Below are 12,562 nucleotides of genomic sequence, written 5' to 3'. Positions count from 1 at the left end.
GCGGGGTGGGCCGCGGCCCGGGGCCCCGGTACCTGATCGGGCCCACCGACAGGCCGTCATATCGGACCAAAGGGATACTCCTGCCATGGATGCATCTCTTCGCCCCGGCCGGGTGCGCCGAGCGGCCTGGCCGCTGACCGCCGCCGTCGCCACCGCCGCCCTCATCGGCGGCTGTTCGGGGCAGGGCGCGGAATCCGGCGCGCCGAAGGCGTCGCCGAGCCGGTCCGCGAGTGCGCCGGCGCCCCAGCGCAACGGCTCCGGCGGGACCGACAGCCTCCAGAGCGACTACCAGCGGGTCATCAAGGACGTGCTGCCCTCGGTGGTGCAGATCGACGCGTCCAACAGCCTCGGTTCGGGCATCGTCTACGACGGCCAGGGGCACATCGTCACCAACGCCCATGTCGTCGGCAACGAGCGGACGTTCAAGGTGACGGCGTCCGGCAGCGGTTCGGCGATCATGGCCAAGCTGGTCGCCGCCTATCCCGAGCAGGACCTCGCCGTGATCAAGCTGGACTCGGTGCCGAGCGGCCTGAAGCCGGCCAGGTTCGGGGACTCCGCCAAGGTCGAGATGGGCCAGATCGTGCTGGCGATGGGCTCGCCGCTCGGGCTCTCCTCCAGCGTCACCCAGGGCATCGTCTCCGCGACCGGCCGCACCGTGTCGGAGGGCCGGGACGGCGGCGGCACCGGCGCGACCATCGCCAACATGGTGCAGACCTCGGCCGCGATCAATCCCGGCAACAGCGGCGGCGCCCTGGTCAACCTCGACGACGAGATCATCGGCATTCCGACGCTCGCCGCGACCGACCCGGACATGGGCGGCAGCGCGGCGCCCGGCATCGGCTTCGCGATCCCGGTGTCGATGGTGAAGACGGTCGCCGACCAGATCATCAAGAACGGCAAGGTCATCGACTCGGGCCGGGCGGCGCTCGGCATCACCGGCCGGACCGTGGTCGACTCCGGCTATCAGCCGGCCGGTGTCGCGGTCGTGGCGGCGCCGCCCAACGGGGCGGCGGCCAAGGCGGGCCTCAAGGTGGGCGACATCATCACCAGGATCGGCTCCACCGACATCACGTCGATCACCGCCCTCACCGAGGCGCTGGCCGCGGACAAGCCCGGCCAGAAGGTCCAGGTGACGTACACCCGCGACGGCGCGAAGAAGACCGCCGAGGTCACCCTGGGCGAGATCTGACCCCGACCGGGATGTGAGCGGGCCGGAACCCGAGGGGGCCGGCACATGAGGGGGCCGGGGCGCGACGAGCGCCCCGGCCCTCTCGGTCCCACCCGGCCCGGCACCGCCCGGCCGGCGGGATCCGGGCCTCAGACCTGCTCGGCGTGCAGGCTCATCGGGCCGTAGATCTTCGTGCCGTCCTCGAACAGGAACACCTGGTCGGCCCCGCCTTCGAGCAGGTCCTTCCACACCTCACCGATCCAGGACTCCGCATCGCCCTGGGTCGTGAACTCCTCCGGCGCCACCGCCGGCTCGACCTCCGTACCGTCCGACTTCTCGAAACGCCACGTCCACGCCATGTCCGCCTCCTGGGTCACGTTGCTGCCCGCAGCGTAACCGGGCGCGCAAGAGGGCCGGTGACGCGGCAGGATCGTGGCTGTGGAACTGACTCTCCTCGGCACCGGGGCCCCCGCCGGCCTGCCGCGCCCCGACTGTCCCTGCGCCGCGTGCGCCGTCGCCCGCGGCGGCGACGCGCGCGCCGCGACCGCCCTGCTCGTCGACGGCGCGCTGCTGCTCGACCTCACCCCGGGCGCGGCGCTCGCCGCCGCACGGGCCGGGCACTCGCTCGCCGGTGTGCGCCAGGTGCTGCTCACCCATCCGCACGACGGACCGGCGGTCGAGCTGCCCGCCGGGCTGCCCGCGGCCGGGCGGGTACCGGACGGCCGCAGGCTGACCCTGATCAGCGGCCACCGGGTGCTCGCCGTGCCGCTCGACGCGCCGGGCACGGGGTACGAGGTGACCTCGCCCGACGGTGAGCGGCTGCTCTACCTGCCGCCGGGCGGCGCGCCCGCGGGGGCGTCGGCGATGCGTCCGTACGACATGGTGGCGGCCGATGTCTGCGGCCGGCCCGACGCGCTGGCGCGGCTGCGGGCGGCGGGCGGCATCGGTCCCGCGACCGATGTGATCGCGGTGCACATCGACCACGGCGTGCCGCCGGGGCGGGAGTTGGAGCGCCGGCTCGCGGCGCTCGGCGCGCGTGCGGTGCCGGACGGCACGACGCTGATCGTCGGCGAGTACCACGCGGTGCCCGACCTGCCCCGCCGCACCCTGGTGCTCGGCGGCGCGCGCTCCGGCAAGTCGGTGGAGGCGGAGCGGCGTCTGGCGGCCTTCCCCGGCGTCGTGTACGTGGCGACGGGCGGCTCCCGCGAGGGCGACACCGAGTGGGCGGCGCGGGTCGGGCTGCACCGCGAACGGCGCCCCTCCACCTGGCGCACCGAGGAGACCTGCGAGCTCGTGCCGCTCCTGGACGAGCCGGGGCCGCCGCTCCTGATCGACTGTCTGGCGCTGTGGCTGACCGACGCCATGGACCGGGTCGGGGCGTGGGACGACGAGAAGTGGGCGTCCGGCGGCGAGCGGGCGCTGAAGGAGCGTACGGCCGAGCTGGTCGCGGCGGTCCGCGGCACCGCGCGGACGGTGGTCGCGGTGAGCAACGAGGTGGGGTCGGGCGTGGTGCCCGCGACGGCGTCGGGGCGGCGCTTCCGCGACGAACTGGGGCGCCTGAACGCCGCGTTCGCGGCCGAGTGCGAGCAGGTGCTGCTCGTCGTCGCGGGCCAGGCGCTCACGCTGCGCGGCTGATGTCCGCCCGCTGCCGGTACTGTTCGGCAGATGAGCAGGCTGAACCTGGACGACTTCTCCGATCTGATCGAACGCCCCGACAACGGTGTGCGGCGTGACGCCGAGGAACGCCGGGAGCGGCAGAGCGTGCCTCCCGGTGCGCTCGGCCGGCTCGACGAGCTGGCCACCTGGCTGTCGGCGGCTCAGGGCGCGAGCCCGGTGCGGGCCGTGGAGCGGCCCCGCGTGATCCTCTTCGCCGGCGACCACGGCGTGGCCGGGCTCGGGGTCTCGGCCCGCCCCGCCGCCTCGGCGCACACCCTCGTACGGTGCGCCCTGGACGGTGCGAGCCCGGTCGCGGTGCTCGCCCGCCGCCAGGGCGTCCCGGTCCGCGTCGTCGACGCGGGACTCGACTGCGACCCGGGGCTGCTGCCCGAGGACGTCGTACGCCACCGGGTGCGGCGCGGCAGCGGGCGGATCGACGTCGAGGACGCGATGACCGTCGAGGACGCGGAGGCGGCCGTACGGCTCGGCATGAGGGTCGCCGACGAGGAGGCCGACTCCGGCACCGACCTGGTGGTGCTCGGCGATCTCAGCGTGGGCGGCACCACGCCCGCCGCGGTCCTCATCGCGGCGCTGTGCGGCACGGACGCGTCGGTGGTCACCGGGCGCGGCGGCGCCGGCATCGACGACCTCGCCTGGATGCGCAAGTGCGCCGCGATCAGGGACGCGTTGCGCCGGGCGCGGCCGGTCCTCGGCGACCAGTTGGAACTTCTGGCCGCGGTGGGCGGCGCGGACCTTGCCGCGATCACCGGTTTCCTGCTGCAGTGTGCGGTGCGCAGGCTGCCGGTGATCCTCGACGGGGTCGTCTCGTCGGCCTGTGCGCTGGTGGCGCAGCGGGCGGCCTTCCGGGCTCCGGACTGGTGGCTGGCGGGTCAGTCGAGCGGCGAACCGGGCCAGTCGAAGGCGCTGGACCGGATGGCGCTCAACCCTCTGCTCGATCATGGCGTCACAGTGGGCGAAGGAACCGGGGCATTGCTCGCTCTTCCCCTCGTACAAGCCGCGGCCGCACTCGCCGCGGAGCTGCCCGAGCGCACTGACCGGCGCGCGGGCGGCGCGGAGGAGAGCGGCGACGTGTGAGTCCCGGCAGGGCCGGGGGGCTCCCCCTCGGCTCCGTCGGCGCCCACTGTGGAACGCCTTGCCCCCATATCATCGCGTTTCATGGGAGAAGTCCGCTTGAGCACCACCGAAGGAACGGATCGCAGCACCCCCCGGTCGCGGCACGGAGCGGCGTTCGCCGTCTGGTACCTGCGCGTCGTGACGTTCATCAATTTCCTCAGTGCCGCGTGGGTCACTCTCGGCCAGGGGCTTCGGCGCCACAACACGGACGACTACTTCACGCCGTACCTGCTCGAAGCCGGCTTCACCTCCGGCGTCGTCACGCTCTTCCTCGCGGTCACGATGCGCCGGCGCAAGCGGGCCGCCTGGATCCTCAACATGGTGCTCGGCGGCCTGTTCTGGCTGCTGTTCGCCTATGTGATGGCGCTGCCCGGCTTCCACCGCTACGCCCAGAACTGGATCTCCCTGGCGCTCACCACGGCGTTCGTGGCGGCCCTCCTGATCGGGCGCCGCGAGTTCTACGCCAAGGGCGACCGCTCCAACCCGCTGGCCGCGGTCGTCACCGCCGTCGGCGGTCTGCTGGTGACCTCGCTGATCGCGGCGGTCCTGGTCAGCGCCACCAACACCTATGACGGCACCGACCAGTCGTCGTTCCTGCAGCGCTGGCGCTACGGCCTGATGCGCCTGGTCTTCCTCGTCCCCGACGACCGGCACACCCAGGGCGTCACCACGCCGGGCTGGGTCAACGTCATCATCAACGTGATGGCCACGCTGCTCCTGATCGCGGTCATCTACGCGGCGTTCCGCAACCGCAGGGCCGTCGACCCGCTCACCGTCGAGGACGAGGAGAAGCTGCGCGCCCTCCTCGACAAGCAGGGCGAGCGCGACTCGCTCGGCTACTTCGCGCTGCGCCGCGAGAAGGCCGTCATCTGGTCGCCGACCGGCAAGGCCGCCGTCACCTACCGCGTCATCAACAGCGTCTCGCTGGCCTCGGGCGATCCGATCGGCGACCCCGAGGCGTGGCCGGGCGCGATCGAGCCGTGGCTGGCCGAGGCCCGCGAGCACGGCTGGATCCCGGCCGTGACCGGCGCCAGCGAGGAAGCGGGCCAGATCTACGCCCGGCACGGCCTGGACGCGCTGGAGATGGGCGACGAGGCGATCGTGGAGACCGCCGAGTTCACCCTGGAGGGCCGCGCCATGCGGACGGTCCGTCAGGCGTACAACCGGGTGAAGCGGGCCGGGTACGAGGTGCGGATCCGCCGTCACGCGGACATTCCTGCCGAGGAGATGAACGAACTCCTGCGCAAGGCCGACGACTGGCGCGACGGCGCCACCGAACGCGGCTTCTCGATGGCGCTCGGCCGGCTCGGCGATCCCGCCGACGGCCAGTGCATGATGCTCGAATGCTTCGACGGCGAGGGCGAGTTGAGGGCGCTGCTCAGCTTCGTGCCGTGGGGCCCGCACGGGGTCTCGCTCGACCTGATGCGCCGTGACCGCGACTCCGAGAACGGTCTGATCGAGTTCATGGTGATCGAACTCCTCCAGCGCGCCAAGGAGATCCAGATCACCCAGGTCTCACTGAACTTCGCGATGTTCCGTTCCGTCTTCGAGCGCGGCTCGAAGCTCGGGGCGGGACCCGTGCTGAGGCTGTGGCGCTCGCTCCTCAGCTTCTTCTCCCGCTGGTGGCAGATCGAGTCGCTGTACCGGTCCAACGCCAAGTACCGGCCGATCTGGGAGCCTCGTTTCACCTTGTTCGAGAAGAGCGCGGACCTGCCGCGCATCGCCATCGCGTCCGCGCGCGCCGAGGGGTTCCTCGAAGCCCCCGGCCTGCCCAAGTGGCTGCACCGCAGACACCTGGAGTCGCAGAGATGAGCGGAGGGGCGAGACGGGGGGCGTGCCGGTTCGCGGAGCGCGAGTGGGGGCCCCTGTTCAAGACCGTGCGGTACGCGCTCCACACCCAGCGCTGGCGCGCGATCCCGCTGACCCTCTCGGCGGTCGCCCTCACCTCGGTCTTCCAGATCATCCAGAACCAGTCGTGGGGCTTCCGGCCGATCCAGGTGATCGGATCCGTGAAGGCCGAGTACCCGCTGTGGATCTCGCTCCTGCGCACCCCCTTCTCGCTCTTCGTGCCGGCCCTCGACCTGCCGGTGTGGGGCGCTCTCGCCCAGGTGCTGCTCGTCTTCGGCATCGCGGAGATCTGCATCGGGCGCGGCCGGATACTGCTCATCGCGTACGCGGCGACGCTGGCCGGCACCCTGTACGCCCGGGTGGGCATCCACATCGGCCCGGACAGCGTCTTCGGGCTTCCCGCCTCCGCCGCCGAGATGGTCGACACCGGCCCCTCGGCGGCCGTCGTCGCCCTCGCCGTGTACGTGTGCTGGCGCTACCGGGCGTACTGGACGGCCGGGGTGGTGGCCGGCGCGATGGTCGTCGAGGTGGTGCTCAAGAACAACCTCGCCGGCAAGGAGCACATCGCGGCGCTCCTCACCGTCGCCGTGATCTGCTGGATCACGGCGGTGCGGCGCCGGCGCCGGCGCGACCGCCACGATCAGGAGCGGCGCACCGGGAGCTTGTCGGGCGCGCCGCCGATCCAGTCCTGAAGCCGGCGGCGCGGCGCGGACCAGCGCCGGTCGTGGTGGTAGGCCCGCAGCATGGACCGCGCCCTGGCCCGCGGCCGTTTGCGGTAGAAGCGCTGGGCCCACGGGGAACCGGGGCGGCCGAGCCGCACCGCACCGAACAGCGCCACGAAGGGCACGAAGGCGCCGAGCACCGCGAGCCGCACCTTGCCCTTGAACAGGGCGATCAGCACGAAGCAGAAGTTGATCACGATGGTGGCGATGAACGAGGCGCGGTCCTGCCGCTCCCCCGGGCTCACGTCGTTGACGCCGAGCGGTGAGAACCCGGCGAGCACCAGCGCCATGAGGGCCGCGGTCAGCACCACGATCTCGACGCTCTTGCGTCCGTTCGCGCTCCAGTAGACGTCGTCCAGGTGCAGGATCAGGGCGAACTCGTCGAGGACCAGGCCCGCGCCCATGCCGAAGACCACGGCGAACACGGACGCGGCGATCCCGTGCCGGCCGCTGCCGACCGCGCCGAATCCGCCGACGATGGTGAGGATGACGCCGGGCACCACGTGGTGGATGTGGAGCCCGCCGGGGCTGATGTTCTTGAAGGGGCCGCGCCCCGCCCGGATCAGCCGGGTGATGGAGCGCGTGACCAGGAACGTCAGCACGAACGAGGCCAGCGCGAGCAGCGTGGGGAGCTTGCCCGGCTCGGTGATGTTCCGGTAGAACCAGTGACCCATCCCACCCGCTCCTGTTTGCGCTGGTATGCGCAATTTAACGCCGTCGGGGCGCGGGGCGCTCAAGATAGCCTGCGCCGGGTGAACGCAAGGAAGGCCCTGCACGGCGTACGTTTCGCCTTCGGCACCCTCACCGTCTTTCCCGCCCGGATCACCCGGTGGGACCGCGCCGCCGCGCGGGCCGGCATGACGCTCGCCCCGCTGGCCGGGCTCGCCGTCGGCCTGTGCGCGGCGGCCGCGGGCGCCGGGTTCTGGCTACTCGGATCGGGGGCGCTGCTCGCCGCGGTGGCGGCCACGGCGGCGCCCGCCCTGCTGACCCGGGGCCTGCATCTGGACGGGCTCGCGGACGTCGCCGACGGCCTGGGCAGCGCGAAGCCCGCCGACGACGCGCTGCGCATCATGAAGCGCAGCGACATCGGCCCGTTCGGCGTCGTGACGCTGCTGTTCTGTCTGCTGGCCCAGATCGCCGCCCTGTCCCAGCTGTTCGAGCGGGACGGCTGGGCCCGTGGCACCACCGCCGTCGTCGTCGCGGCGCTCGCCGCCCGCACCGCCCTGACCCTGGCCTCCCGGCGCGGGGTCCCGGCGGCCCGCCCCGACGGTCTCGGCGCGGTGGTGGCGGGCACGGTGCCGGCCGGGCGCGCGCTCGCCGTGGCCGCCCTGGTGACGGCGCTCGGCGCGGCCGCCGGATGGCCGGCCGGGCCGTGGGCGGCGCTGCACGGCGCGCTGGCCGTGGCGGCCGGGCTCGCCGCCGCGCAGGCGCTGCTGCACCGCTGTGTGCGCCGGTTCGGCGGGGTGACGGGCGATGTGTTCGGCGCGGTCGCCGAGGGCGCCGCGACGGTGACGCTGATCGCGCTCGCCCTCGGCTGACCTTCAGCAGGCCCGGCGCCACGCCATCAGGTCGTACTTCTTCTGGATCGAGCTGAGCCCGAGCTTCCTGGACCGGGCGCAGAAGCGGTCGGGGGTCAGCTCGTACTCGGCGTGGAAGACGGCCTTGCCCGCCTTCACGAACGGCGTGAGCTTGTCGCACTCGCCGTACTGGGCGCACTGTTCGTCGACGGCGAAGTCGAACTGGCCGAGCAGCCGCGGAATCTGGTCCAGGTCGTTCTTCAGCCCGACGGCGAGGCCCCTCGCGTGGGCGAGGCGGGCGACGAGTTCGTTGTACGTGAGCTGGTCGGCGGCCGTGAGCGGGAAGCCGGTGTCGTTGACGTAGCCGTCCATGTTGTCGGGCTCGACGCCGTCGAACCCCTTCTGCCTGCACAGGTCCAGGCGCCGGGCGACGAGGGGCTCCAGGACGTCGGTGCGGCGGATGTCGAGCCAGCGTTCGCCGCTCCAGCCGTTGCCCTTGCCTAGCACGCTCTTGGGGAACCGCTGGGCGTCGGGCCGCCAGTCCTCCCAGGAGCCCGTCGAGACGTAGCAGATGACCTTGCGCCCCCTGCGGTGCAGATCGGCGACGGCCGCCGCGTCCTGGTCGACCGCGTCGATGTCGTACACCTGGGCGTCGACGGTCGGATCGAGCCTGCCCTTGAGCTGCCACTGCCAGGTCAGGCCCGGCTTCGGCTGCCAGTGCGGGCCGGCGGGGGCGGGCGGCGCCGTGTCGCCGCCCGCCCCGTCGTCGGGGCCGTCCGGGGAGCCGGTGCACGCCGCGAGCAGGAGCAGCGGTACGAGGAGCAGGAGCGCGCGTCTCACCGGGCGGGCTCCAGACGGTGCGGCAGGGTGCCCCAGGGGTGCGGGAGCCGACCGGGGACGAGGCAGTGGACCGGCGCCTGCGCGACCGCGTCCGGCGGCGCCTCGTACACGAGGTGGCAGGTGTCGGGCGCGGCGGGCCCGGCCGGCCGGTACGCCGACCAGGGCCCCTCGAAGGTGACCAGGAGGTCGCCGATCCGGGCGTAGCCGGGGTGCGGGACGGCGCCGTGGTTCAGGACCAGGGTGACGTACGTGTCCTGGGTCGCGGCGAACGCGGTGCGCAGGTCCGCGTAGTACGGCAGGTGCAGGGCGCTGGTCGCCGCCTGGTCGAGGAAGAGGCCGTGCACCCCGTACCAGTCGTGGTGGCGGGCCGCCTCGCGCACCACGTCCTGCGGGGGGCGCCGGCCGTAGGCGGTGTCCACGTAGCCGAGGACCCGTACGCCCGCCGAACGCAGCCGGGCGGCCACCGCCGCGAAGGCCGCGTCGGGTGAACGCCCGGGGCCGTCGGCCGGGTTGAGGACGACCCCGTACAGCGAGGGCGCGGCGGCGATCAGCGCGTCCCAGGCGTCGGGGCGCTCGGCGGGGTGCTCGTAGTAGGGCACCAGGAGCTTGCTCATCGTCGTCCTCGCAGCGCGCTCGGGATGCCCGGAAGGAAGGTCGGGGTCATGGGCGGTGGGCGGTCGCCCTTCCCAGGAGGACACAGGCCAGCACGGCCAGCAAGGCGGCCGCGCTCCCCGACACGACGAGGCCGGTCGTCGGGGGCGCGGCGAGGAGCAGCGCGAGCGTCTGCGCGACGGCCGCCGCGCAGCACACCGCGGCGGCGCCCACCGCCGCCCCGAACGACTGGAGCAGCAGGCCCGTCCACAGCACCGCGCCGATCAGGAGCAGGGTGGCCAGGCGCAGGCCGCTCAGCGCCGGAGCGTCGGGCCACAGCCGGGTGCCGGCCTCGGCCAGCGCGGCCAGGACCAGCAGGTAGGCACCGAGGCAGAGCGTCACGGTGACGGTGACCGCGCCGCGGAAGCCCCGCGCGCTCGACGAGCTGCGCAGCCCGGCGAGGCTCTGGGCGCGGAAGCGGTGCAGCAGCCACTCCGCGGGGCCCATGCTGAGCGTGAGGGCGACCGCGGAGGGCCCGGCGACCGTGCCCGTGGAGCCGTGCCGGAAGATGTCGCCGAGCGCCGCGTACAGGACGAGCACCCCCGCCCCGAGCCCGAACAGGCCGTACGGGACCGAGGTGGTGAGCCGGGGCTGGATGGCGCCGCCCGGCCGGGGCCCGGCCGTCTCGGCGCACAGGGTGCGCACGGCGAGCGTCACCGCCGCGGTCAGCGACCCGAGCAGCAGGAGCGGACCCGCCACGGAGGGAAGGCCCGGCACCACGCCGAGGGTCAGCGGCAACAGGGCCCAGCACAGCGCCCGTTCACGGCCGAGGACGAGCAGGGCGGTGGCCGCCGCCAGATAGCAGCACTGCCCCGCGGCGAACGCGGCGGCGGACAGGTCGCCCGGTTCCGAGGCGGCGAGCGCGGCCAGGGCGCTCAGGGCGGCGCCGAGCGGCGCGCCCAGACGCAGGGCGCGGACGGCGGCCGGGCGGTCGGCGAGGCTGAGCCAGGAGTGGGCGCGGTGCGAGAGCGACTGGTTCCACACCCAGCCGGTCACCGTGCCGGCGAGCAGCGCCATGGTTCCGGCCGGCAGGCCGAACGTGGCGGGCGGCCCGGCCAGCAGCGGCGCCCCCAGCACGTAGGCGAGCCCCGGGAGCGCGAAGACGAGGCCTCGCAGCAGGCAGGAGCCGAGGTGGGCGCGCCAGGGCTCGGGCGGCGGCGCCGGGGTCGCGGGGTAGCGGCGCGGCACCCGGGCGTAGAGCGCCTCGGCGAGGGAGAAGGAGTCGGGGTGGCCGTACACGGCGCGTATCTGGGCGTCGGTCATGCCGTCGGACTCGATGATCGCGGCTATCTCGTCCGGGTGGACGGCGATGGAGATCAAGTCCTTCAGACGCAGGGCGAGTTGGGCGAGCGGATCGTCGGTGGCGGCGCCGGGCGGGCGCTGGCGCGGGATGAAGGGCAGGGTGTCCTGCCCTTCATCCCCGCCGAGCCACAGGGAGCCGCTCACCACACCCCGCCGAGGGTGGCGGCCCGCGCGCCGTCGGACAGTTCGCGGTACCAGGGCGAGGCGAGCCGCAGGGTCCAGTCGTGCTCGGGGGTGAACGCGGCGAGGGCGGGACCGGGCGGGGTGACCCCGGCCAGCTCCCGGTAGATCCGGCGGAAGCCGTCCACCGAGCGGTGCAGGGTGAACTCGTCGATCACGCGCTGCCGCGCGGCGGCCCCGAGCCGGGTCCGCCGGGTGTGGTCGCGGAGCAGCCCGATCGCCGCCTCGGCCATCACCGCGGGCTCGCGCGGCGGCACCACGATGCCGGCGTCGCCGGCCGCCTCCCCCACGCCGCCGACGTCCGTGGACACGGTGGCGCGCCCGCAGCTCATCGCCTCAATCACCGAGAAGGGGAAGCCCTCGCTGATGCTGGAGAGCATCACCACGGTGCCCGAGGCGTAGGCGCTCGCCATGTCGCTGACGCGGCCCTCGTAGGAGATGCCGTCGCTGACACCGAGTTCGGCGGCGAGCTTCTCCAGGCGGGTGCGGTAGTCCTCGCCGCCGGCCGGCACGGCTCCGTACAACCGCAGCCGCGTGGTGGGGAGTTCGGCCCGCACGAGGGCGTACGAGCGGATCAGGGTCTCCAGGTCCTTGATCGGGTCGATGCGTCCGCACCAGGTCAGGGTGGGTACCTCCGGTTCGGGTCCGGCGTGCGGGAAGAGGTCGGGGTCGACCCCGTTGTAGACGGTGCGGATCCGCTCGGACGGCGCGCCCCCGCGCTCCTCCCAGCGGCGGTTGTACTGGTTGCACGGCGTGATGAGGTCGGCCTGCCGGTACCCCAGAGTGTTGAGCTCCCGGTAGAAGCTCAGGAGCACCGCCTTGACCGGCCAGTTCTGCTCGCCTGTGCGGTAGCCGAGGTAGCGCTCGCGCAGGTAGATGCCGTGCTCGGTCAGGAGGAACGGCACGTCGTCGAAGTACTGCGCGGCGAGCGCGGGCAGCGTGGCGAGGCCGCTGCTGACCGCGTGCGCCACGCTGTCCGCCGGAATCCGGGCGGACAGCGGGCGCAGTGCGTGTTCCAGGAGGTCGGTGACGGTCAGGGCGTCGTACACGGTCGGTTTCGCCTTGGACAGCGCCAGGTGCGGCATCGTCCAGATCCACATCAGCGACTTCAGGGCCGCTTCGGAGCGGAGCGCCGCCGAGAGCCGCCCGGCCCGTGCGAACTCCGCCAGGCCGTACAGGGCCGAGGCGAAGTCGCAGCCGGACTCAGGGTCGAGCAGGGCGAGCAGGAAGCGCTCGTAGGTGTCGGTGAACCGGCGCCTTTCCTTGCCGAGGAGCGGCCGCCGTCCGCCGGGCCGCGGCCCCCACAGGGGGAAGGCCGTGTGGCTGCGGACGTTGGCCGGGAGCTCCCAGGCGACCGGCTCACGGCCACTGCCGGTGAGGGCGACGACGGTGAAGTCGACCTCCGGCATGCCGCGTACGAGCTGGTCGCACCAGGTACTCACGCCCCCGTGAATATGTGGATACGTGCCTTCCGTGAGCATGGTGACATGACGGCCACTGCTCGGCATGGTTGTCCCCCCAGACAAACGGTGGTGCTGACGAGC

The 12,562-nt window shown here is 73.4% G+C and carries 12 protein-coding genes; 6 read left to right on the top strand and 6 right to left on the bottom strand.

All coding sequences use genetic code 11. The annotated features are described in order from the left end of the window. Nucleotides 1-85 precede the first annotated feature (85 nt). Nucleotides 86-1,189 (top strand): S1C family serine protease, encoded by a 1,104-nt coding sequence (locus OOJ98_RS06280; RefSeq protein WP_267053614.1) that lies wholly within the window; start codon nt 86-88, stop codon nt 1,187-1,189. A gap of 128 nt (nt 1,190-1,317) precedes the next feature. Here OOJ98_RS06280 and OOJ98_RS06275 read toward each other — a convergent pair whose 3' ends face one another. After that, nucleotides 1,318-1,527: a hypothetical protein gene (locus OOJ98_RS06275; RefSeq protein WP_267053613.1), complete on the bottom strand. Its 210-nt coding sequence runs from the start codon at nt 1,525-1,527 to the stop codon at nt 1,318-1,320. A 79-nt stretch (nt 1,528-1,606) separates the two neighbouring features. Between OOJ98_RS06275 and OOJ98_RS06270 the strand changes: the two genes are divergently transcribed. The 4 genes from OOJ98_RS06270 to OOJ98_RS06255 all read left to right on the top strand — a co-directional run bounded on the left by OOJ98_RS06270 (nt 1,607) and on the right by OOJ98_RS06255 (nt 6,498). Further along, on the top strand, nt 1,607-2,803 hold the full coding sequence (locus tag OOJ98_RS06270) for a bifunctional adenosylcobinamide kinase/adenosylcobinamide-phosphate guanylyltransferase (protein ID WP_267053612.1): 1,197 nt from the start codon (nt 1,607-1,609) through the stop codon (nt 2,801-2,803). Nucleotides 2,804-2,833: 30 nt separating this feature from the next. Continuing rightward, nucleotides 2,834-3,919 (top strand): nicotinate-nucleotide--dimethylbenzimidazole phosphoribosyltransferase, encoded by a 1,086-nt coding sequence (gene cobT / locus OOJ98_RS06265; protein ID WP_267053611.1) that lies wholly within the window; start codon nt 2,834-2,836, stop codon nt 3,917-3,919. Nucleotides 3,920-4,000: 81 nt separating this feature from the next. Beyond that, nucleotides 4,001-5,770, top strand: coding sequence for a phosphatidylglycerol lysyltransferase domain-containing protein (locus OOJ98_RS06260; RefSeq protein WP_267053610.1), 1,770 nt, complete (start codon nt 4,001-4,003; stop codon nt 5,768-5,770). After that, nucleotides 5,767-6,498 (top strand): hypothetical protein, encoded by a 732-nt coding sequence (locus OOJ98_RS06255; protein ID WP_267053609.1) that lies wholly within the window; start codon nt 5,767-5,769, stop codon nt 6,496-6,498. The genes OOJ98_RS06260 and OOJ98_RS06255 overlap by 4 nt, the downstream gene beginning before the upstream one ends. Here OOJ98_RS06255 and OOJ98_RS06250 read toward each other — a convergent pair. Next, nucleotides 6,447-7,202 carry a hypothetical protein gene (locus tag OOJ98_RS06250; protein WP_267053608.1) on the bottom strand — a complete coding sequence of 252 codons (756 nt, stop codon included), beginning with the start codon at nt 7,200-7,202 and terminating at the stop codon, nt 6,447-6,449. The two genes, OOJ98_RS06255 and OOJ98_RS06250, sit on opposite strands and share 52 nt — an antisense overlap. 78 nt (nt 7,203-7,280) lie before the next feature. On the opposite strand from OOJ98_RS06250, the gene OOJ98_RS06245 reads away from it, so the two are divergent. Continuing rightward, nucleotides 7,281-8,066 (top strand): adenosylcobinamide-GDP ribazoletransferase, encoded by a 786-nt coding sequence (locus OOJ98_RS06245; protein WP_267053607.1) that lies wholly within the window; start codon nt 7,281-7,283, stop codon nt 8,064-8,066. Between the two features lie 3 nt (nt 8,067-8,069). Here OOJ98_RS06245 and OOJ98_RS06240 read toward each other — a convergent pair whose 3' ends face one another. Genes OOJ98_RS06240 through pelF form a run of 4 tightly spaced genes read right to left on the bottom strand, consistent with a single transcriptional unit; the run spans nt 8,070 to nt 12,526 of the window. Continuing rightward, nucleotides 8,070-8,885 (bottom strand): endo alpha-1,4 polygalactosaminidase, encoded by an 816-nt coding sequence (locus tag OOJ98_RS06240; RefSeq protein ID WP_267053606.1) that lies wholly within the window; start codon nt 8,883-8,885, stop codon nt 8,070-8,072. Then, complete coding sequence (locus tag OOJ98_RS06235; RefSeq protein ID WP_267053605.1) at nt 8,882-9,499, bottom strand: spherulation-specific family 4 protein; 618 nt, start codon at nt 9,497-9,499, stop codon at nt 8,882-8,884. Before OOJ98_RS06235 ends, OOJ98_RS06240 begins: the two co-directional genes overlap by 4 nt. Nucleotides 9,500-9,545: 46 nt before the next feature. Then, nucleotides 9,546-10,982, bottom strand: a complete 1,437-nt coding sequence (locus OOJ98_RS06230) for a hypothetical protein (RefSeq protein WP_267053604.1) — start codon at nt 10,980-10,982, stop codon at nt 9,546-9,548. After that, the gene (gene pelF / locus OOJ98_RS06225) at nt 10,979-12,526 is read right to left on the bottom strand and encodes a GT4 family glycosyltransferase PelF (RefSeq protein ID WP_267053603.1); all 1,548 of its coding nucleotides are present in this window, start codon (nt 12,524-12,526) and stop codon (nt 10,979-10,981) included. Before pelF ends, OOJ98_RS06230 begins: the two co-directional genes overlap by 4 nt. Nucleotides 12,527-12,562: the final 36 nt, after the last annotated feature.

This window comes from Streptomyces sp. NBC_00083 (genome assembly GCF_026343295.1).
Lineage (GTDB): Bacteria > Actinomycetota > Actinomycetes > Streptomycetales > Streptomycetaceae > Streptomyces.
This window is presented reverse-complemented; position numbering and strand designations above follow the sequence as displayed.